We start from the raw sequence: 19,257 nt of genomic DNA on the forward strand, positions 1-19,257 counted from the left end.
AGGCTTCAAAGCGATGTAAGCGGCAGGTTCTGAAGTGTCAACGCTGCGCCCTGTCGCGGCAAAGAAATAGGATGATTCCATGCCCAAAGGCCTCACTTTTCTGCCATCGCTGGCGCTTGCTGCCGTGTTGGCGCTGCCGCTGGCCGCTCAGGACGCGCCGGATGCGTCGACCGTTGTGGCGCGCGTGAATGGCGACGAGATCACATTGGGTCACGTCATCGCCACCGCCTCGGCCCTGCCGGCACAGTACCAGCAACTGGAAGATGACGTTCTTTATGATTTCATCCTTGAACAACTGATCCAGCAGCACCTGCTGAGCCTTGAACAGGACGAGCTGAACACCCTGAACGCGCTGCGGCTGGAAAACGAAACCCGATCCCTGCGCGCGGTACAAACCGTCGAAGCGCTCACAGCCGCCAGTGTCACCGACGAGGCCATTCAGGCCGCCTATGACGCGCAATTCGCCAATTTTGAAGGCGAAGATGAATTCGAAGCCAGCCACATCCTTGTCGAGACCGAGGAAGAGGCCAACGCCATCAAGGCGCAACTGGATGACGGCGCCGATTTCGCCGAACTGGCGAAAGAGAAATCCACCGGTCCCTCGGGTCCTAATGGCGGCGCGCTGGGCTGGTTCGGTAAGGGCCAGATGGTGCCGGAATTTGAAAACGCCGTTGTAGCGCTGGAAAAAGGTCAGGTCTCCGACCCGGTTCAGACCCAATTCGGCTGGCACGTGGTCGCGCTGAACGACAAACGTAAATCGCAGGCGCCCGAACTGGCCACTGTGCGGGGTGAACTGGCCCAGACCATCCGGCAGGACGCCATTCAGGCCAGGATCGACGAGCTGACTCAGGGCGCACAGATCGAACGCCCCGCGCTGGTAGGTGCAGGTCCCGAGATCATGCGCCAGATCGAACTGTTGCAGGAGTAAGTTTCCGTGGCGACGATTACCAAGGTCTCTCCGCTGGCCCCGGCGGGCTTTCCCGATCTGCCCGCCATCGACGGCGTGCGTTTTGCCACGGTCGAGGCAGGCGTGCGCTATCAGGGCCGTACCGATGTGATGCTGGCGGTGCTTGATCCGGGCACTTCGGTGGCCGGGGTCTTCACCCGCTCGGCCACCCGCTCGGCCCCTGTTCTGGATTGTCAGGACAAGATCGGCGGGTCCAGTGACGGGCCTGCGGCGATCCTTGTGAACTCGGGCAATGCCAATGCCTTTACCGGCCATTACGGCCAGACCTCGGTGGCCGAGGTGACGCAAGCCGTCGCCAAAGCCACCGGCGTAGCGGTCGAACGGGTGTTTACTTCGTCGACCGGCGTCATCGGCGAACCGCTGCCGCATGACCGTATTGTCGCGCAGCTTGAGACGCTGAAAACGGGCCTCAGCCGTCACGCTATCGAGGACGCGGCGCGGGCGATCATGACCACGGACACTTTCCCGAAAGGGGCTTCCGCTCAGGTCGAGATTGACGGCAAAACAGTCTCTATTGCGGGGATTGCGAAGGGGTCCGGCATGATCGCGCCCGATATGGCGACGATGCTGGTCTATATCTTCACCGATGCGCAGGTGGATCAATCCGCGCTACAGGCAATGCTGGGCGCGCAGACCGACCGGACCTTCAACTGCATCACCGTGGACAGTGATACCTCGACCTCGGACAGCCTGCTGCTTTGTGCTACCGGAGCCTCGGGCGTTGATGCCACCGGCAACGCCGCGTTTGAGCAGGCTTTGGAAACAGTGATGCTGGACCTCGCGCAGCAGGTGGTGCGCGACGGCGAAGGGGCCACGAAATTCGTGGAAATCCGCGTGACCGGCGCCGCCACGGACGCCGACGCCAAGACCCACGGGCTGGCCATCGCCAATTCCCCACTGATCAAGACCGCCATCGCGGGCGAGGACCCGAACTGGGGCCGCGTGGTCATGGCCATCGGCAAATCCGGGGCCGCCGCCGACCGTGATCTGCTGAGCATCTCCTTCGGAGACATTCTCGTCGCTGAAAAAGGCTGGGTCAGCCCCGACTACCGCGAGGAAGACGCTGCCGCCTACATGAAAGGTCAGGATCTGGTGATCGCCGTCGATCTGGGATTGGGCGAGGGCGCATCCACCGTCTGGACCTGCGATCTGACCCACGGCTATATCGAGATCAACGCGGATTACCGCTCGTGAAAACAGTTTTGGTATCTGCCGTCGCCCTGATCGACATCGAGGGCCGCGTCCTGCTGGCCCAACGCCCCGAGGGTAAATCCATGGCCGGTCTCTGGGAATTCCCCGGCGGCAAGATCGAACCCGGCGAAACCCCCGAAGCCGCGCTGATCCGCGAGATGCACGAGGAACTGGGCATCGACACATGGGCCTCGTGCCTCGCACCCCTGACCTTCGCCAGCCACCGCTATGACGATTTCCACCTGCTCATGCCGCTGTTCGCCTGTCGCAAGTGGGAGGGGATACCGCAATCGAAAGAAGGGCAGGCGCTGAAATGGGTGCGCGCGAATGATTTGCGGAACTATCCTATGCCCGCGGCAGATGTGCCGTTGATCCCGATTTTACGGGATTGGTTGTAATTGAGTCTAAAACCGCTTCTGTGCCTCGAAGAATGCGGCAATGTCTTGTAGGTCTTGGTTGCTCAGCTCTTTTAACTTCCTGGTCATTGCCGCGTTCTTACTACTATCTACGCGGGCGCCGGATGCGTAGTTCCGCATCTCTTGTAACAGGTAAACAGCCGGTTGCCCGGCCAACATAGGTACTGGCTGAAACGACGTTGATCGGGCATTTCCATCGATTCCATGGCAGTGGGAACAGTCTCTTTGCGCAAGATCCCGACCGTTTTCCAGGTCACCCTCTGCTAGTACGGGACTAGTCATGCAAGTGACTGCCGCAGCCATTATCGCTAGGACAGCTTTGATCATATCGTGCCTCCTCGCAATCCTTTGCTTATCAGATGGTAGCACAATCATATTCAATGTGAGAATCGCAGCGATTTGGTCTCCAACCGAAATCCGCAAAAACTCAAACGATCCATCCGTGCTTCGCATCAACGTTCACTCATCCCACTCAATAGCTCCGCCCCTGTTACAATTCGTAAGAATTGAGAAAACATCAGGAAAAAGTTGACGCTGATCTTTCTCACGTCCCTTATCGGGGCATTGGCGTCCGGGGCTTGACCCGGACCCGCCATTTCCGGCTTTGAGGAGAGCCGGATGGGGAGGAGAAAGAGATTGGCTCAGACGCAGTCGGGCGCTGAAGGGGTGCACTCCCTTCCGGCGCTGTTACACCGCAATGTCATGCAGTTCGGGGATGCCCCGGCTTACCGCGAAAAGGAATTCGGCATCTGGCAATGCTGGAGCTGGGCCGAGGCCGCCAAGGAAATCCGCGCCATCGCGCTGGGGTTTCTGGAAATCGGTGTTGAACCGGGCGACCATATCGCCGTCATAGGCCGCAACCGTCCGGCGCATTACTGGTCGATGGTCGCCGCGCAGATGGTGGGCGCGGTTCCGGTGCCTCTGTATCAGGACTCGGTCGCCGAAGAGATGGCCTATGTGCTGGAACATTGCGGTGCGAAATACGTCGTCTGCGGTGATCAGGAGCAGGTCGACAAAGTCATCGAGATTCAGGAAAACCTGCATCAGGTCAAACACATACTCTATACCGACAAGCGGGGGATGCGAAAATACGACCACTCGCAGATGAACGCGCTTGAGGACATCATGGCCGAAGGCAATGCCGGTCACGCGCGGTTCGATGCGGAGCTGGACAAGCGTATCGCTGCGATTACTTATGACGACACCTGCGTGATGCTGTACACCTCGGGCACGACCGGCAAGCCCAAGGGCGTGGTGCTGTCGAACCGCAATGTCATCGAGAGCGCTAAGAATTCCGCTGAGTTTGATCACCTGACCCGGAATGAAGATATTCTGTCCTACCTGCCGATGGCGTGGGTGGGGGATTTCATTTTCTCCATCGGACAGGCCTATTGGTGCGGGTTCTGCGTGAACTGCCCCGAAAGCGCCGACACAATGATGACCGACCTGCGCGAGATCGGACCGACCTATTTCTTCGCCCCGCCGCGCGTGTTCGAGACGCAGTTGACCAATGTAATGATCCGGATGGAAGACGCGGGTAAGCTGAAGCAGCGCATGTTCCATCACTTCATGGCGCACGCCAAGAAGGTTGGGGGATTGTTGCTGGACGGCAAGCCGGTTGGCTTTGGCGATAAACTGAAATACGCGCTGGGCAATCTGCTGGTCTACGGTCCGCTCAAGGATACGCTGGGCTATGGCCGCTTCCGCGTGGGTTATACGGCGGGTGAGGCGATCGGGCCGGAGATCTTTGATTTCTATCGCTCTTTAGGCATCAACCTGAAACAGCTGTATGGCCAGACCGAGGCGACCGTATTCATCACCGTGCAGCCCGACGGCGAGGTGCGCGCCGATACCGTTGGCGTACCCGCACCGGATGTCGAGCTGAAGATCGATGACAAAGGCGAGATTCACTATCGCTCGCCCGGGGTGTTTGTGGAGTATTACAACAACCCCGACTCCACCGCGTCGACCAAGGATGCCGAGGGCTGGGTGGCCACCGGAGATGCCGGGTTCATCGAGGAAAGCAGTGGCCATCTGCGCATCATCGACCGGGCCAAGGATGTGGGCAAGATGGCTGACGGCTCGATGTTTGCGCCGAAATATGTTGAGAACAAGCTGAAGTTCTACCCGGATATCCTTGAGGTTGTGCTGTTCGGCAACGGCAAGGATCGCTGCGTTGCTTTCATCAATATCGACCTGACGGCGGTGGGGAACTGGGCGGAACGCAACAACGTGGCCTATGCCTCATATCAGGAGCTGGCGGGCCATCCGCGTGTGTTAGAGACGATTAAGGCCCATGTGGAAGAGGTCAACAAGTCGGTTGCCGCCGATGAAATGCTGTCGGGCTGTCAGGTGCATCGCTTTGTGGTGCTGCACAAGGAACTGGATGCTGATGACGGCGAAATGACCCGGACCCGCAAGGTGCGGCGCGGCTTTGTCGAGGACAAGTTCAGCGACATCATCGCGGCGCTCTACGACGGGTCGTCGAGTGTTTCGACCACAACCGAGGTTACTTACGAGGATGGTCGCAAGGGCTCTATTTCTGCGACGCTGGAGATCGTCGACGCACCGGTTGTGCCGGTCGCTCAGCACAAGGTGGCGGCGGAATGACGCGCGCCGCTCGACCTGTGGTCATCGCCCCGCCCGCCATCCCGTTTTTCGTGTCAGGGAGGTTCTGATGCTGGATAATTCCGAAGGTTATGTCACCGAGGACGGTCGCAAGATCGGCGGCGTGGTGATGGAGATGAAGAACATCACCCTGCGCTTTGGCGGTGTGGTGGCGATCAAGGATATCTCGTTCGATATCCGCGAGGGTGAGATCCGGGCCATTATCGGGCCGAACGGGGCGGGCAAGTCCTCGATGCTGAACGTGATCTCGGGGTTCTATGTCCCGCAAGAGGGTGAGGTCTGGTTTCACGGCGCCAAACGCCCGCCGATGCGGCCCTTTGAGGTGGCGCAGCAGGGCATTGCGCGGACGTTCCAGAACATCGCTCTGTTCGAGGGGATGAGCGTTCTGGACAACGTGATGACCGGGCGCCTGAGTTTCATGAAGACCAACATTCTGCAGCAGGCGCTGTGGAAGGGAAAAGCCGAGGCGGAAGAGACGGAAAACCGAGAGGCGGTCGAGAAGATCATCGATTTCCTTGAGATTCAGCACATCCGCAAGACGCCTGTTTCCCGCCTGCCCTACGGCTTGAAGAAACGCGTTGAACTGGCGCGGGCGCTGGCGGCGGAACCGAAACTGCTGTTGCTGGATGAGCCGATGGCCGGGATGAATGTCGAGGAGAAAGAGGACATGAGCCGCTTTATCCTCGACGTGAATGACGAGTTTGGCACCACCATCGCGCTGATCGAACATGACATGGGCGTGGTGATGGACCTGAGCGACCGGGTGGTGGTGATGGATTACGGCAAGAAGATCGGTGACGGCACACCGGACGAGGTGCGCAGCAATCAGGAAGTCATCGACGCCTATCTGGGGGTCAGCCATGACTAAAGCCTTGGCAGAATTGGGGAGGGGCTGACATGCCTGAACAACTCGTATTTGCGATGGAGGTTATCCTCAACGGTCTGATGGCCGGGGTGCTCTATGCGCTGGTCGCGCTGGGCTTTGTGCTGATCTACAAGGCGTCGGGGATTTTCAATTACGCGCAAGGGGTTATGGCCCTGTTCGCGGCGATGACGCTGGTCGGGATAATGAACGGTCAGGTGCCGTTTGCGCATCTGATCAATGCCACTTTCGGCACCCATGTCTATAATTTCGGATGGAACGTGCCGGCGCTGCTGGCAATTCTGCTGACTATGGCGGTGATGGTGCTGCTGGCCTGGGCGGTGCAGCGGTTCGTCATGCGCCATCTGGTAGGGCAGGAGCCGATCATCCTGTTCATGGCAACCATTGGTCTGGCCTATTTCCTTGAAGGTGTGGCCGACCTGATGTGGGGGTCGGAAATCAAGACTCTGGATGTGGGTCTGCCACAGGGCATCAACCTGTGGATTGACGAGACCACCTTCAACATCTTCGATTACGGCTTCTTCATCGACAATCTGGACATTGTGGCCACGATCATCGCAGCGCTTCTGGTGGCGGCTCTGGTCGCGTTCAGCCAATACACCAAGCAGGGCCGGGCGATGCGTGCGGTGGCGGATGACCATCAGGCGGCGCTATCGGTCGGGATTTCGCTGAACTTCATCTGGATCATGGTCTGGTCGGTGGCCGGGTTTGTGGCTCTGGTCGCGGGCATCATGTGGGGCACAAAGTCGGGCGTGCAGTTTTCGCTGAGCCTGATCGCGCTCAAGGCGCTGCCGGTGCTGATGCTGGGCGGGTTTACCTCGATCCCCGGTGCCATCGTCGGCGGGCTGATCATCGGTGTGGGCGAGAAGCTGTTCGAGTTCGCCATCGGCCCGATGGTCGGCGGCGCGACCGAGAACTGGTTTGCCTATGTGCTGGCGCTGATCTTTCTGGTGTTCCGGCCACAGGGCTTGTTCGGTGAGAAGATCATCGAGAGGGTGTAGGGCATGACCAAGCTGATTGCCATCATCAACGTGATCGCATGGGCGGGGTTCTGGGCCTTCGGCTACATCGCCCTGACGTCCAGCGATCTGAGCGAAGGCCAGCTTGTGATTGCGGTGCTTCTGGCCTTTGCCGGATTGGTCATGGGCGTTCTGGCCTACATGAAACTGGTGCGCGCCTCTGAGGCGACCGGATATGCCAAAGGGTCCAATCAACTGGATGCCGCTGCCCGCGACCGGGCGCAGGAAGAATGGGGAAAGTAAGATATGTTCTATCGTGAGGCCGGGGATTTCAAAACCTCATACACCGCCGACAGCCAGACTTTCCCGATCAAGTTCGACAGGTATCGGTATTACGTCGTACTGGCGGTGGCGTTCGGGATCATTCCGTTCATCATCAACGACTATTGGGCCAACGCGCTGCTGCTGCCGTTCCTGATCTATGCCATCGCTGCGATCGGGTTGAACATTCTGGTGGGCTATTGCGGGCAGGTCAGCCTGGGCACCGGCGGGTTCATGGCTGTGGGGGCTTATGCCTGCTACAAGCTGATGACGGCCTTTCCCGATGTCAGCATGTTCATCCATGTGATCCTTGCAGGCGGCATCACCGCCATCGTGGGGGTGCTGTTCGGCCTGCCATCGCTGCGGATCAAGGGCTTCTATCTGGCGGTTGCGACGCTGGCGGCGCAATTCTTTCTTGTGTGGTTGTTCAACCGGGTGCCGTGGTTCTACAACTACTCGGCTTCGGGCCAGATCAACGCACCGGAACGCGACGTGTTCGGCATCATCATCACCGGCCCGAATGCTCCGGCCTGGGCCACCTATCTGTTCTGTCTGATCTTCCTGACTGTCTGCGCCATCATCGCGCGCAATCTGACCCGCGGCACCACTGGTCGTACGTGGATGGCAATCCGCGACATGGATATCGCGGCCGAGATCATCGGGGTGAACCCGCTCAAGGCCAAGCTGACCGCCTTTGCCGTCAGTTCCTTCTTCGTGGGCGTCGCGGGCGCGCTGTTCTTTGCGGTGTATCTGGGCGCGGTCGAGGTGGGCGAAGTGTTTGGCATCCAGAAATCGTTCCTGGTGCTGTTCATGGTGATTATTGGCGGATTAGGGTCTATTTTCGGTTCCTTTGCGGGCGCGGCCTTTCTGGTGCTGCTGCCGGTGGTTCTGAAGGTGGTCGGCGTCGATGTGCTGGGCTGGCCCACCGATATCGTGGCGCACCTGCAATTGGTGATCGTCGGTGCGCTGATCATCATGTTCCTGATCCTCGAACCACACGGGCTGGCGCAGCTGTGGCGTGTGGCGAAAGAGAAACTCAGACTCTGGCCGTTCCCGCACTAAGGACCGGCCCAACCAGAAGACGGGTGCAAAACCCGAACTCAACATCGGATCAATCAAGGGAGGAGACACCCGATGAACAAGAAACTGGCAACCCTGGCGCTGGGTGCGCTGATGGCCTCGGGCCCCGCACTGGCGGATCTGGTGATCCCGGATCTCAGCTATCGCACGGGGCCCTATGCGGCGGGCGGCATTCCGTTCTCGGACGGGTATAACGACTATTTCACCCTGCTGAACGAGCGTGACGGCGGTATCGGCGGTGTTCCGGTGCGCGTGGTCGAATGCGAGACCGGGTATAACACCGAAAAAGGTGTGGAATGCTATGAATCTACCAAGGGCGAAGGCGCGCTGGTCTATCAGCCGCTGTCGACCGGGATCACCTATCAGTTGATTCCCAAAGTGACCGCCGATGGCATCCCGCTTCATACCATGGGCTATGGCCGGACATCGGCTGCAAACGGCAAGGTGTTCAGCAATGTGTTCAACTATCCGGCCAACTACTGGAACGGTGCGTCGGGCGCGATCAACTACCTGCTGGATGAAAACGGCGGCGACCTGAGCGGCAAGAAAATCGCGCTGGTCTATCACAACTCGGCCTACGGCAAAGAGCCGATCCGCACGCTGGAGATGCTGGCCGAGAAACACGGCTATGATCTGACGCTGCTGCCGGTCGACCATCCCGGTCAGGAACAGAAGTCGCAATGGCTGCAAATTCGCCGTGAAAAGCCCGACTATGTGGTCATGTGGGGCTGGGGCGTGATGAATCAGGTCGCGGTTCAGGAAGCCGCCAACATCCGTTTCCCGATGGAAAACTTCATCGGTGTCTGGTGGTCGGGTGCCGAATTCGACGTGGAACCGGCAGGTGACAAAGCCACGGGCTATAAGGCGCTGACCTTCACCGGTCTGGGCGACGACTACCCCGTCTATGACGATCTGCGGAAATACGTTGTCGATGGCGGCAAGGCTGCCGGTGCTGGCGACCAACTAGGCGCCGTTCAGTATAACCGCGGCCTCTATGCGGCGATGCTGGCCTCAGAGGCCATCAAGACCGCACAAGAGATGCACGGTGTCGCCGACATCACCCCTGCGATGATGCGGGACGGTATGGAAGCGCTGGAAATCACCAACGCCAAGATGGAAGGGCTCGGCATGGCCGGGTTCGGACCTGAATTCTCGGTCAGCTGTGACAACCACGGCGGTCCGGGTCTGGTGGGGGTCGTGCAGTGGGATGCATCGACCGGAAGCTGGAACCAGATCCAGGAGTTCAAGCCGACAGACGCAGAGGTGATTGGTCAGTTGATTGCAGAAGATTCTGCAGCTTACGCGGCCGAAAACAACATCTCGCCGCGTTGCGAATAAGCCTAACGCGTCCCGGAGCGATCCGGGACGCCCAGACAACCGGAGCGGCGGGCTGCCTGCCGCTTCTTACGAACCACCCTTTCCGGGGCAGGCATGAGGACACGCGCTGATGCTGGATGCGGCACAAACCACTGACGTGCAGGCGGAAACCCTGCTTGAGGTCAACAATATCGAGGTGATCTACAACCATGTGATCCTCGTGCTGAAAGGCGTCAGCCTGACGGTGCCCAAGGGCGGCATCACGGCCTTGCTGGGTGGCAACGGTGCGGGCAAGACAACCACGTTGAAGGCCGTGTCGAACCTGTTGCATTCGGAACGGGGCGAGGTCACCAAAGGCTCGATCAAATACCGCGGCGAAAGCGTGCATGAAAGCGACCCGGCTGCGCTGGTCGAAAAGGGCGTCATTCAGGTGATGGAAGGCCGCCACTGTTTCGAACACCTCACGGTCGAAGAAAACCTGCTGACCGGAGCCTATACCCGCAAGGACGGAAGCGCCGCGGTCCAGCAGGATCTGGAGCTTGTTTACAATTACTTCCCGCGCCTCAAGGAACGCCGCCGGTCACAGGCCGGATACACCTCGGGCGGGGAACAACAGATGGTGGCGATGGGTAGGGCGCTGATGTCACGGCCCGAGACCATCCTTCTTGATGAACCCTCGATGGGTCTGGCCCCGCAGCTGGTCGAAGAGATTTTCGGCATCGTCAAGGACCTGAACGAAAAGGAAGGCGTGTCCTTCCTGCTGGCCGAGCAGAATACCAATGTGGCGCTGAGGTTTGCCCATTACGGCTATATTCTGGAATCGGGCCGCGTGGTGATGGACGGCCCCGCTGCTGAACTGCGCGAGAACCCGGACGTCAAGGAATTTTACCTCGGCATGTCGGACGAAGGCCGCAAAAGCTTTCGCGACGTGCGCTCATACCGCCGCCGCAAGAGATGGCTGTAAGCGGGTGGAGGATATTTCGATGACCTATTTTGACGAACTTGAAACCCGATCCACCGATGAACGTGCTGCCGATCACGCGCGCGCCTTGCCCGCCCAGATCGCGCGCGCGCAATCGGCCCCGGGCTATGCGGATATCCTTGCGGGGATCGACGCAGCTGCGGTGACCAGCGCCGAGGCACTGGCCAAACTGCCGGTGCTGCGCAAATCTGATCTGACGCGGGCGCAGGGAGCTCGCCCGCCCTTTGGTGGCTTTACCGTCAAACCGGCGCGGCATTTCCAGCATGTGTTTCAGTCGCCGGGCCCGATCTATGAACCCGGCAGCACCGATCACGACTGGTGGCGGATGGGCCGGTTCCTGAACGCCGCCGGAGTTGGTCCGGGCGATATCGTGCAGAACTGTTTCGGCTATCACCTGACCCCCGCCGGGATGATTTTCGAAAGCGGCGCGCAGGCGGTTGGCGCGGCCGTGCTGCCTGCGGGCACGGGGCAGACCGAACTTCAGGTGACAGCCGCGCGCGACATTGGCTGCACCGCGTATGCAGGAACGCCGGATTATCTGAAGATCATCCTCGACAAAGCCGATGAGATGGGCGTTGCCCTGCAATTCTCGAAGGCCGTTGTGGGCGGCGGCGCGCTGTTCCCGTCGTTGCGTCAGGAATACGCGGACCGGGGCATTGCCTGCCTGCAATGCTATGCCACTGCCGATCTGGGCAACATCGCCTATGAATCCTCTGCGATGGAAGGGATGATCATCGACGAGCATGTGATCGTCGAGATCGTCACCCCCGGCACCGGAACGCCTGTCGCACCCGGTGAGGTGGGTGAGGTCGTGGTCACCACGCTCAACCCCGACTATCCGCTGATCCGCTTTGCCACCGGGGATCTGTCCGCGATCATGCCGGGCGCGTCCCCTTGTGGCCGGACCAATCTGCGCATCAAGGGCTGGATGGGCCGCGCCGATCAGACCACCAAGATCAAGGGCATGTTCGTCCGCCCCGAACAGGTTGCGGCGCTGGTCGACAAGCATGACGAAATCGTCAAGGCGCGGGTCATCGCCGCCCGTCAGGGCGAGATGGATACCATGACCGTCCAGATCGAAAGCCCCTGCGAGAATGATGGCGCCTATGCCAAATCCGTGGTCGAGGTGCTGAAACTGAAGGGCGCGGTCGAGGTGGTGGCGCCGGGATCTCTGCCCAAGGACGGCTTGGTGATCGAAGATCAGCGCGTCTACGAATAACGGTCTGCGGCGCTGTGTGCCGCAGATTTGTTGGCCTGCCCACTGGTGTTTCTTAGCATTTTGGTCGATTAAAGGCAGACCCTGCGGGATTATCAGTCAGACGCCATGGCCGAAGTCGAATATTCAGAACACGGAACGCACAATCGCGGTGCATTTGGCACGCGTCTTGTCGGCGGCATTGCCTACGTTGTCGCCGCGGCCTGTCTGCTGCCAATGGTGGCGGTTGTTCTGGCCGCCGTAACCGGCGGGACGGAAACGATTTCCCATTTGTTAGAGACTGTTTTGCCGGGATACGCACTGACCACAGCCATCCTTGTGGTGCTGGTCGCAGCGGGCACATTCTCGATCGGGGTAGGCGCTGCGTGGCTGGTCACGATGACCCGCTTTCCCGGGGTGCGATTTCTGGAAATCGCCCTGGTCCTGCCGCTGGCCTTCCCGGCCTATGTACTGGCCTATGCCTACACGTTCATCCTGGATCACCCCGGAATCGTTCAGGCCACGCTGCGGGATGTGACCGGCTGGGGCCCGCGCGACTATTGGTTCCCCGAGATCCGCTCGACCGAGGGCGCGGCGGTGATGCTGATCCTCGTGCTCTATCCATATGTCTATCTGCTGGCCCGCGCGGCGTTTCTGCAGCAAAGCGCCACAGCGTTTCTGGCTGCCCGCGCGCTGGGCAATGGCCCGTGGCACGCCTTCTGGCGCGTCTCTTTGCCCATGGCCCGCCCGGCGATTGCAGGCGGCGTCTTGCTGGCCGTGATGGAGACCATCGCCGATTTTGGCACAGTCGCCTATTTCGGCGTGCAGACCTTTGCCACTGGCATCTACACCAGCTGGTTCTCTATGGCCGACCGCGCCGCGGCGGCGCAACTGGCCTTGTGTCTGCTGGCTTTTGCACTGGTCATGGCGGTGACCGAACGCACCCAGCGCGGCAAGGCCAAATACTATCAGGCGGGTAAGCGCCACGCGGTTCTGCCTGCGGCACAGCTGAAGGGCTGGCAGTCGCTTGCTGCATTTCTGCTCTGTGCCATTCCGGTCCTGTTCGGGTTCCTGCTGCCGGTGGCGATTCTGGTGCAGATGGGGCTTGAATCCGAGCAAAATCTGCTGTCGCGCCGCTATGTCGGGTTTGTTCAGAACTCACTGACGTTGGCAGGCACGGCCGCCGTGATCACGGTCAGCGCGGCGGTCTGTATCGGCTTTTTCCAACGCCTCAGACCCGGGCGGGGGTCGGCCACTGCCGGGTATCTGGCGCGGCTTGGCTATGCGGTACCGGGTGGAGTGATCGCGGTGGGTCTGATCGTGCCCTTCGCAAGCTTCGACAATGCGTTGGACGCGTGGATGCGCCAGACCTTTGACATATCGACCGGACTGCTGGTCACCGGCTCGATCTGGCTGCTGATTGCGGCCTATATGGTACGGTTTCTGGCTGCCGCGCTCAGCGCTTATGAAGGCGGGCAGAGCACGGTTCACGCCAATATGGATGCCGCCGCACGGTCGCTGGGACAGACCCCGTTGGGAACGCTTCGCCGGGTACATCTGCCGATCCTGACGCCGTCGCTGCTGACCGCTTTGCTGATCGTCTTTGTCGACGTGATGAAGGAATTGCCTGCCACCCTGATCATGCGCCCCTTCAACTTCGACACGCTGGCGGTGCAGGCTTATCGGCTGGCTTCGGACGAACGGCTGGAAGGTGCGGCGGTGCCGTCGCTGGTCATTCTGGCCGTAGGGCTGCTGCCGGTGATCCTGATTTGCCGTCAGGTCGGGCGGCGTTAACCCCTCACAGCGCTTCAAAAATACCACACCCGTTTTGCGTCGGGCTTGATTCGAGCGCGATTTCCGGCAAGGCTTGTGACATGAACATGCAGCCTCCCAGCCGGTTCGGGTCCGGCTCTGCCCAGATGCCGGTCGCCTTTGACCGGCGTGAGATGTCTCAAATCCTGTCAGTCTATGGCCGAATGGTCGCCGCCGGCGAATGGCGTGATTACGGGATTTCGAACCTGCGGGACATGGCGGTGTTTTCGATCTTTCGCCGCACGGCGGAACATCCGATCTATCGGGTCGAGAAACACCCCCGCCTGCGGCAGCGGCAGGGGATGTATTCAGTGATCGGCATGGACGGGCGCATCCTGAAACGCGGGCACGACCTGCGCGCCGTCCTGCGCGTGCTTGAGCGCAAGCTGATCCGCTCGGTCGACCTTGATTAGAGTCTAAAACTCAGGGTGTCGGGCATATCCCGTTACTGCTCCGAATTCTTTTTGACCAATACGCGCAATGGCCTCCTTCAGAGGCTCTTTGGCAACAGCCATGTGATATGCGTTCGAATGCAAAAGCGTGTCGTGATTCAGCATCATGCCCACGTGACCTTTCCAAAACACCAGATCGCCACGACGCAGATCAGGTTTTGAGATCGGCCTGAAGAACTCAGATTGCATGTCGGCATCGCGTGGGCAGGGCAATCCGCAGGACTGAAACGCAATCTGAACCAACCCCGAACAGTCAATCCCAAGCCCTGTGTCACCGCCATAGAGGTAAGGGGTCGCAAGAAACTGTTCTGCGACGCTCACAGGGTCTGACGCCACCCAGTCCAATTCGGCCAGCTGTGTTTCGCGAATATACCGAGGCGTAGGGACATGACCCTCTTCCTTCACGCAAACCCAGCCGGTTGACCGAATGGCGTTTTCGCGCTCCGGGTCACGGCGTGGCCAGTATTCAACGCAAGTCCCAAAAGGCAGAACATGTTCATTCGCGTTTTTGGTCACATCGGGGTGTTGCAGCGATACTGCACGCGGAACGCAAACCCGATGCGTTGGTTGAATCGGACGTCTCTGTATTTCGTTGCGCACCCATCCGACATAGCCATCTTTTTCGCGAAACCCGAACAAATCGTTCTGCGCCCTGTCCAGGATGATGAACACTTCACCACACACCATTTGGCACTGACGGCTGCCATCGGGTTTATCCAGAACGTCCCGTACAAAGGACTGAATGCGATAGGGTTCACCGTCCGTAAAAACCTCGGCCTCGACCTGACCTTTCAGCAATGAATGCGCGACCCGGCCGTTGAACGGCAGCAACCTTCGATCCGTCATAGTTCTAAAATCTCCGGCAGGGCGGTCAGCAGCGCGCGCGGGCCTTGTCCCAGCCCGCCCTTGCTGCGCCCCGGTTCCTTGCCGCGCTGCCAGGAATAGATGTCGAAATGCATGTACCGGCTGTCACCGGCAAAGCGGCGCAGGAACAGCGCGGCGGTGATCGAGCCCGCAAACCCGCCCGACGGTGCATTGTCCAGATCGGCGATCCCCGGTTCGATCAGCGCCTCATAGGGATCATGAAACGGCATCCGCCAGACCGGATCAGCGGCAGACCGGCCCGCCCGCGCCAGCGCATCCGCAGCCCCGTCATCATCGGTATAGAACGGCGCCAGATCGGCCCCGACAGCCACCCGAGCCGCCCCGGTCAGTGTCGCCATCGAGATCACAAGGTCCGGCTTGCTCTCGTCTGCCAGCGTCAGCGCGTCGGCCAACACCAGACGCCCTTCGGCATCGGTGTTGTTGATCTCGACCGTCAGCCCGTTGCGGGCGGTCAGGATATCACCGGGGCGGAAGGCATTGCCTGCCACCGCGTTCTCGACCGCCGGAATCAGCACGCGCAGCTGCAGGTTCAGCCCCAGCTTCATGATCATCTGAGCCAGCCCCAGCACATTGGCCGCGCCGCCCATGTCCTTTTTCATCAGACCCATCGACGCGCCGGGCTTCAGGTTCAGCCCGCCAGTGTCGAAACAGACGCCCTTGCCCACCAGCGTCAGTCTGGGCCCGCTATCGCCCCAGTTCAGCTCGATCAGACGCGGCGCTTGCGCGGCGGCGCGCCCGACCGTGTGGATCATCGGAAATCCCTGTTCCAGCAACGCATCGCCAGTGATGACCGTGCAGCGTGCGCCGCAATCTTTGGCCAAAGTCTCTGCCGCATTCTGCAATTGCTCAGGGCCCATATCCGAGGCGGGCGTGTTCACCAGATCCCGGATCAGCCGCTCGGCATTGGCCAGGGTTTCGATCCGCGCGGCATCAACGCCATCCGGCGCCACCAGCCGGGCCCTGCCCGCCGAGCCGGACGCGTAGCGGTCAAAGGCGTAACCGGTCATCAGCCAGCCGAAACACTCGGCCTCCAGCACCTCGGTCGGAACGCCCGAGGCGATGCGATAGGTGCCCTTTGGCAAGATGTCGGCAGCGGCCGCCAGTGGAAACCGCTTGCGCGCACGTTTGCCGGCGTTGCCATATCCTGCCAGCGCAATCTCGGGTACCCCATCGGTACCGGGGATCAGCAAGGCTTGCCCCAAAGCAGCGGTAAAGCCATTTGCTGCGATCCAGCTTTGCACCCGGTCAAGCTGATCCGCCAGCCATTCGTCAAACTCGGACTGGTCCAGAACATGCAGCGGCAGCGCAGGATCAGAGGGCGGGGCGAAGGATAGGGTCATAGGCATCTCGGTTGCTTCATGTCGAGCCCAGACTAGCCGCCTGCGATCCGCCCGCAACCCCCCATTCAGACCGATAGGTCCTGCTGATCCCAGACCGCCGTCAATGAGCGTTCACCGACCCGGATCAGACGTCCCAGCGTGGCCCCGGTGGCCACCGCATCACCGGAATCGACGGCCTGAGCGACGTCGCCCGCTACGCGGGCCAGCACCGTCATTCCGATCTGATCCGCAATCGCCACCAGAGACCGTGCGCATTTGCGCAATCCAGCCCAGTCCCGCTGCCGCCAGAACCGTTCGCAATTCGACAGTCGCACCGCCAGTTCTTCGACCGTGCGGCACAGCACGTCCATCGCATTCGAGTCGCCCAGCTGGTGATACAGGCTGTTCAGCCGGTCCGGATCCAGACGCACGGATTCTTTCTGTTCAAGCGTGATTATCTTTTCCACCACATTCACCCCAATTCTCATGCCCCCACGGCATGACGTCACCTTGCCATCACATATCTTTGCAATTCCTTGCGCCGCACCGGGATAATGTCTCGAATTTTGCGCGAATTCAGGTTAGAGAGCGGGTCAGTCAGGACCATGGGAACATCAGAATGAACTTTGCCAAGCCATTGCCAAACTATCTGGTCAAACGATACCACGGCTGGAAAGCGACAACTTACTCGGAAAATCAGGTTTGGTATCGCAGACTTGCGACCGAGGGGCAGCGTCCGCGGGCGATGGTGATTTCCTGCTGTGACAGCCGGGTGCATGTGACCTCGATGTTCGGCGCGGATCAGGGGGATTTCTTCATCCACCGCAACATCGCGAACCTAGTGCCGCCTTATCTGCCTGACGGCGATCACCACGGTACAAGCGCCGCCATCGAATATGCGGTCACCGCGCTGAAGGTGGCGCACCTGATCGTTCTGGGCCACTCTCAATGCGGCGGTGTGCAGGGCTGTATCGATATGTGCAAGGGGCAGGCCCCGCAGCTTGAGGACAAAAGCAGCTTCGTAGGGCGCTGGATGGAAATCCTGAAACCCAAGTTTGAACTGGTCGCCGATATCGAGGACGGCATCGATCAGGCCCGTCAGTTTGAACGTCATGCGGTTGTTGCCTCGCTCGAAAACCTGATGACCTTCCCCTTCGTGTCCTCGGCGGTCGAAGCCGGCGCGCTCAGCCTGCATGGGTTGTGGACCGATATCGGTGAAGGCGGGTTGGAATGCTATGATCCAAACGAGAAGAAATTCGTTACCGTCTGATCATGCGGATCGCTGACGGCGCAGAACTGTGCTCTGAAAAACTGTCGTTATTTGGTATGATCCGGTTATCCTTTTCTGATATCGGATCATACTCATGCGATTGATCAAACGAATTTTTGTCTTTCTTCTGGTGATTGTCGTGACTCTGATCGGGGTCTCATACCTGTTGCCCGGCAAGGCCGAAGTGTCGCGCAGTATCACCATCGACGCCGCACCCGCTGCGATCTTCCCCTATGTGAACTCGATGCAGGAGACCGAGAAATGGTCGCCCTGGCTGGCGCGTGATCCTGAGACCAAGCTGAGCTATAGCGGCCCCGACGCAGGCGTCGGCAACACCCTGAACTGGAGCTCGGATCACCCGCAGGTCGGCACCGGTTCGCAGGAAATTGTTGAAAGCGTCGAGAACCAGCAGGTGCGCACTGCGCTGGATTTCGGCCCGATGGGCCGGGCTTCGGCCTCGTTCGTGTTGCAGCCTGACGGGGCGGGCACGCAGGTCACATGGGGTTTTGAGAGCGATCTGGGCCTGAACCCCATGTCCCGCTGGATGGGTCTGATGATGGATAAGTGGGTTGGCGGCGACTATGAGCGCGGGCTGCAGAATTTGAAGGTGCTGGTTGAAGGGTAAGGGTGAAGGCGTGAGTTCGCGCGAAACGCGGTGACTGCTTTGAATCCTCACTCAAACCGACAGCAAAGCGACGACCTGATCCGTTTCGGGCCTTCGTCGTGACGGCTGTGGCATCTCGACCACCAGAGATCGATCTGTTTGGCAGGACTGCGTATGCGCAAGCGTTAACGTTCCCGATGCCAGGGCGTCTTCGATCAGACACAAATGCCCGATCAGGACACCTGCGCCAGCTTTGGCCTCTTCCACGGCAAGGCTGTAGAGCGAGAACTGAGGGCCGCTTTGATCATCGCGCAGATGACAGCCAGTTTCGCGGGACCAGATGGCCCAGTCGTCTTTCCAGATCTGATCGTGCAGCAATGGAACGTCTGCAAACCCGTTTGCTTTTTGAATGCGATCCAGAAGCGCAGGCGCACAAACCGGCGCTATCGTATCCTGACTGACCTCAATTTGGTTTGGCGAGCGGCCCGGCGGGGCAAAAAAGATCGACAGATCGAACAGTTCACGCGCAAGACTTGGCGGGGTTTCCATGGCGGTGACGGAAAAACTGACATCAGGCAGGCGTGCTCTGATCTGACGCAATCGTTTGGGCAACCAGAGCTGGGCGATGCTTGGCAGGGCTGCGATATGAAAGTCTGCCTTTGGCTTCAGGTTGCGCAGCGCGCGGGCCGCGTCGGCCATTTGGTCAAAGGCGGCGGTGAAATCCGCGACTAGAGAATGCCCCTCAGGTGTGAGTTCAACCCCTTGGGCATTGCGACGAAAGAGCGGCGTGCCAGCCCAACCCTCCAGCGCTTTGATGTGCTGAGAGATCGCGCCCGGCGAAACGCTCAACTCGTCGGCGGCCGCAACAAAACTGACGTGGCGCGCAGCTGCCTCGAACGCGCGCATGGCATTCAGGGGTGGTCCCTTTGGGCGTTTGGGGGCAACGCTCATTTCTTTAGCCTTAGTTTTTCTACGC

At 59.9% G+C, this 19,257-nt stretch carries 20 protein-coding genes; 15 read left to right on the plus strand and 5 right to left on the minus strand.

Going from position 1 to position 19,257, the window contains the following annotated elements:
* Nucleotides 1–79 precede the first annotated feature (79 nt).
* From ACR0K9_RS08520 to ACR0K9_RS08530, 3 genes are read left to right on the plus strand one after another with little or no spacing between them, the layout of a single operon-like run.
* Nucleotides 80–928, plus strand: a complete 849-nt coding sequence (locus ACR0K9_RS08520) for a peptidylprolyl isomerase (protein WP_480822310.1) — start codon at nucleotides 80–82, stop codon at nucleotides 926–928.
* Between the two features lie 6 nt (nucleotides 929–934).
* Nucleotides 935–2,161, plus strand: coding sequence for a bifunctional glutamate N-acetyltransferase/amino-acid acetyltransferase ArgJ (argJ, locus tag ACR0K9_RS08525; RefSeq protein ID WP_480822312.1), 1,227 nt, complete (start codon nucleotides 935–937; stop codon nucleotides 2,159–2,161).
* The gene (locus tag ACR0K9_RS08530) at nucleotides 2,158–2,556 is read left to right on the plus strand and encodes a (deoxy)nucleoside triphosphate pyrophosphohydrolase (RefSeq protein WP_480822314.1); all 399 of its coding nucleotides are present in this window, start codon (nucleotides 2,158–2,160) and stop codon (nucleotides 2,554–2,556) included. The genes argJ and ACR0K9_RS08530 overlap by 4 nt, the downstream gene beginning before the upstream one ends.
* A gap of 6 nt (nucleotides 2,557–2,562) precedes the next feature.
* On the opposite strand, the gene ACR0K9_RS08535 is transcribed toward ACR0K9_RS08530, so the two are convergent.
* Nucleotides 2,563–3,027 carry a c-type cytochrome gene (locus ACR0K9_RS08535; protein ID WP_480822316.1) on the minus strand — a complete coding sequence of 155 codons (465 nt, stop codon included), beginning with the start codon at nucleotides 3,025–3,027 and terminating at the stop codon, nucleotides 2,563–2,565.
* Between the two features lie 165 nt (nucleotides 3,028–3,192).
* On the opposite strand from ACR0K9_RS08535, the gene ACR0K9_RS08540 reads away from it, so the two are divergent.
* The 10 genes from ACR0K9_RS08540 (at nucleotide 3,193) to ACR0K9_RS08585 (ending at nucleotide 14,164) form a co-directional block, all read left to right on the plus strand.
* Nucleotides 3,193–5,184 (plus strand): AMP-binding protein, encoded by a 1,992-nt coding sequence (locus ACR0K9_RS08540; RefSeq protein WP_480822318.1) that lies wholly within the window; start codon nucleotides 3,193–3,195, stop codon nucleotides 5,182–5,184.
* Nucleotides 5,185–5,251: 67 nt separating this feature from the next.
* Nucleotides 5,252–6,070, plus strand: a complete 819-nt coding sequence (locus ACR0K9_RS08545) for an ABC transporter ATP-binding protein (protein WP_480535025.1) — start codon at nucleotides 5,252–5,254, stop codon at nucleotides 6,068–6,070.
* Nucleotides 6,071–6,099: 29 nt separating this feature from the next.
* Complete coding sequence (locus ACR0K9_RS08550; protein ID WP_480822320.1) at nucleotides 6,100–7,086, plus strand: branched-chain amino acid ABC transporter permease; 987 nt, start codon at nucleotides 6,100–6,102, stop codon at nucleotides 7,084–7,086.
* Between the two features lie 3 nt (nucleotides 7,087–7,089).
* Nucleotides 7,090–7,347 (plus strand): hypothetical protein, encoded by a 258-nt coding sequence (locus tag ACR0K9_RS08555; RefSeq protein WP_480822322.1) that lies wholly within the window; start codon nucleotides 7,090–7,092, stop codon nucleotides 7,345–7,347.
* Nucleotides 7,348–7,350: 3 nt separating this feature from the next.
* Nucleotides 7,351–8,427, plus strand: coding sequence for a branched-chain amino acid ABC transporter permease (locus tag ACR0K9_RS08560; RefSeq protein ID WP_480535029.1), 1,077 nt, complete (start codon nucleotides 7,351–7,353; stop codon nucleotides 8,425–8,427).
* A 72-nt stretch (nucleotides 8,428–8,499) separates the two neighbouring features.
* Nucleotides 8,500–9,783, plus strand: a complete 1,284-nt coding sequence (locus tag ACR0K9_RS08565; RefSeq protein WP_480822324.1) for an ABC transporter substrate-binding protein — start codon at nucleotides 8,500–8,502, stop codon at nucleotides 9,781–9,783.
* Nucleotides 9,784–9,892: 109 nt separating this feature from the next.
* The gene (locus tag ACR0K9_RS08570) at nucleotides 9,893–10,726 is read left to right on the plus strand and encodes an ABC transporter ATP-binding protein (RefSeq protein ID WP_480535033.1); all 834 of its coding nucleotides are present in this window, start codon (nucleotides 9,893–9,895) and stop codon (nucleotides 10,724–10,726) included.
* A 19-nt stretch (nucleotides 10,727–10,745) separates the two neighbouring features.
* On the plus strand, nucleotides 10,746–11,963 hold the full coding sequence (locus tag ACR0K9_RS08575) for a phenylacetate--CoA ligase family protein (RefSeq protein WP_480822326.1): 1,218 nt from the start codon (nucleotides 10,746–10,748) through the stop codon (nucleotides 11,961–11,963).
* Between the two features lie 105 nt (nucleotides 11,964–12,068).
* A complete protein-coding gene (locus ACR0K9_RS08580) occupies nucleotides 12,069–13,733 on the plus strand; it encodes an ABC transporter permease (RefSeq protein ID WP_480822328.1) in 1,665 nt (554 codons plus the stop codon).
* Nucleotides 13,734–13,813: 80 nt separating this feature from the next.
* The gene (locus ACR0K9_RS08585; RefSeq protein ID WP_480535039.1) at nucleotides 13,814–14,164 is read left to right on the plus strand and encodes a DUF2794 domain-containing protein; all 351 of its coding nucleotides are present in this window, start codon (nucleotides 13,814–13,816) and stop codon (nucleotides 14,162–14,164) included.
* A gap of 3 nt (nucleotides 14,165–14,167) precedes the next feature.
* On the opposite strand, the gene ACR0K9_RS08590 is transcribed toward ACR0K9_RS08585, so the two are convergent.
* The 3 genes from ACR0K9_RS08590 to ACR0K9_RS08600 all read right to left on the minus strand — a co-directional run bounded on the left by ACR0K9_RS08590 (nucleotide 14,168) and on the right by ACR0K9_RS08600 (nucleotide 16,883).
* The gene (locus tag ACR0K9_RS08590; RefSeq protein WP_480822330.1) at nucleotides 14,168–15,049 is read right to left on the minus strand and encodes a C40 family peptidase; all 882 of its coding nucleotides are present in this window, start codon (nucleotides 15,047–15,049) and stop codon (nucleotides 14,168–14,170) included.
* A complete protein-coding gene (locus ACR0K9_RS08595; RefSeq protein WP_480822332.1) occupies nucleotides 15,046–16,428 on the minus strand; it encodes a leucyl aminopeptidase family protein in 1,383 nt (460 codons plus the stop codon). Before ACR0K9_RS08595 ends, ACR0K9_RS08590 begins: the two co-directional genes overlap by 4 nt.
* 65 nt (nucleotides 16,429–16,493) lie before the next feature.
* Nucleotides 16,494–16,883 (minus strand): hypothetical protein, encoded by a 390-nt coding sequence (locus tag ACR0K9_RS08600; protein WP_480822663.1) that lies wholly within the window; start codon nucleotides 16,881–16,883, stop codon nucleotides 16,494–16,496.
* A 143-nt stretch (nucleotides 16,884–17,026) separates the two neighbouring features.
* On the opposite strand from ACR0K9_RS08600, the gene ACR0K9_RS08605 reads away from it, so the two are divergent.
* Together ACR0K9_RS08605 and ACR0K9_RS08610 are read left to right on the plus strand one after the other, a co-directional pair.
* Complete coding sequence (locus ACR0K9_RS08605; protein WP_480535047.1) at nucleotides 17,027–17,677, plus strand: carbonic anhydrase; 651 nt, start codon at nucleotides 17,027–17,029, stop codon at nucleotides 17,675–17,677.
* A 94-nt stretch (nucleotides 17,678–17,771) separates the two neighbouring features.
* Entirely contained in the window at nucleotides 17,772–18,302 is a 531-nt protein-coding gene (locus ACR0K9_RS08610; protein ID WP_480822334.1) for an SRPBCC family protein, read from the plus strand.
* 51 nt (nucleotides 18,303–18,353) lie between these two features.
* On the opposite strand, the gene ACR0K9_RS08615 is transcribed toward ACR0K9_RS08610, so the two are convergent.
* The gene (locus tag ACR0K9_RS08615; protein WP_480822336.1) at nucleotides 18,354–19,232 is read right to left on the minus strand and encodes a LysR family transcriptional regulator; all 879 of its coding nucleotides are present in this window, start codon (nucleotides 19,230–19,232) and stop codon (nucleotides 18,354–18,356) included.
* Nucleotides 19,233–19,257 lie beyond the last annotated feature (25 nt).

Source organism: Ruegeria sp. L12, from assembly GCF_056531745.1.

Bases quoted from the DNA above. Each gene is read 5' to 3' on its own strand.
- ACR0K9_RS08520 (WP_480822310.1), top strand. From the start codon at position 80: ATGCCCAAAGGCCTCACTTTTCTGCCATCGCTGGCGCTTGCTGCCGTG.
- ACR0K9_RS08535 (WP_480822316.1), bottom strand. From the start codon at position 3,027: ATGCGAAGCACGGATGGATCGTTTGAGTTTTTGCGGATTTCGGTTGGA.
- ACR0K9_RS08540 (WP_480822318.1), top strand. From the start codon at position 3,193: ATGGGGAGGAGAAAGAGATTGGCTCAGACGCAGTCGGGCGCTGAAGGG.
- ACR0K9_RS08545 (WP_480535025.1), top strand. From the start codon at position 5,252: ATGCTGGATAATTCCGAAGGTTATGTCACCGAGGACGGTCGCAAGATC.
- ACR0K9_RS08550 (WP_480822320.1), top strand. From the start codon at position 6,100: ATGCCTGAACAACTCGTATTTGCGATGGAGGTTATCCTCAACGGTCTG.
- ACR0K9_RS08555 (WP_480822322.1), top strand. From the start codon at position 7,090: ATGACCAAGCTGATTGCCATCATCAACGTGATCGCATGGGCGGGGTTC.
- ACR0K9_RS08560 (WP_480535029.1), top strand. From the start codon at position 7,351: ATGTTCTATCGTGAGGCCGGGGATTTCAAAACCTCATACACCGCCGAC.
- ACR0K9_RS08565 (WP_480822324.1), top strand. From the start codon at position 8,500: ATGAACAAGAAACTGGCAACCCTGGCGCTGGGTGCGCTGATGGCCTCG.
- ACR0K9_RS08570 (WP_480535033.1), top strand. From the start codon at position 9,893: ATGCTGGATGCGGCACAAACCACTGACGTGCAGGCGGAAACCCTGCTT.
- ACR0K9_RS08575 (WP_480822326.1), top strand. From the start codon at position 10,746: ATGACCTATTTTGACGAACTTGAAACCCGATCCACCGATGAACGTGCT.
- ACR0K9_RS08580 (WP_480822328.1), top strand. From the start codon at position 12,069: ATGGCCGAAGTCGAATATTCAGAACACGGAACGCACAATCGCGGTGCA.
- ACR0K9_RS08585 (WP_480535039.1), top strand. From the start codon at position 13,814: ATGAACATGCAGCCTCCCAGCCGGTTCGGGTCCGGCTCTGCCCAGATG.
- ACR0K9_RS08590 (WP_480822330.1), bottom strand. From the start codon at position 15,049: ATGACGGATCGAAGGTTGCTGCCGTTCAACGGCCGGGTCGCGCATTCA.
- ACR0K9_RS08595 (WP_480822332.1), bottom strand. From the start codon at position 16,428: ATGACCCTATCCTTCGCCCCGCCCTCTGATCCTGCGCTGCCGCTGCAT.
- ACR0K9_RS08605 (WP_480535047.1), top strand. From the start codon at position 17,027: ATGAACTTTGCCAAGCCATTGCCAAACTATCTGGTCAAACGATACCAC.
- ACR0K9_RS08610 (WP_480822334.1), top strand. From the start codon at position 17,772: ATGCGATTGATCAAACGAATTTTTGTCTTTCTTCTGGTGATTGTCGTG.
- ACR0K9_RS08615 (WP_480822336.1), bottom strand. From the start codon at position 19,232: ATGAGCGTTGCCCCCAAACGCCCAAAGGGACCACCCCTGAATGCCATG.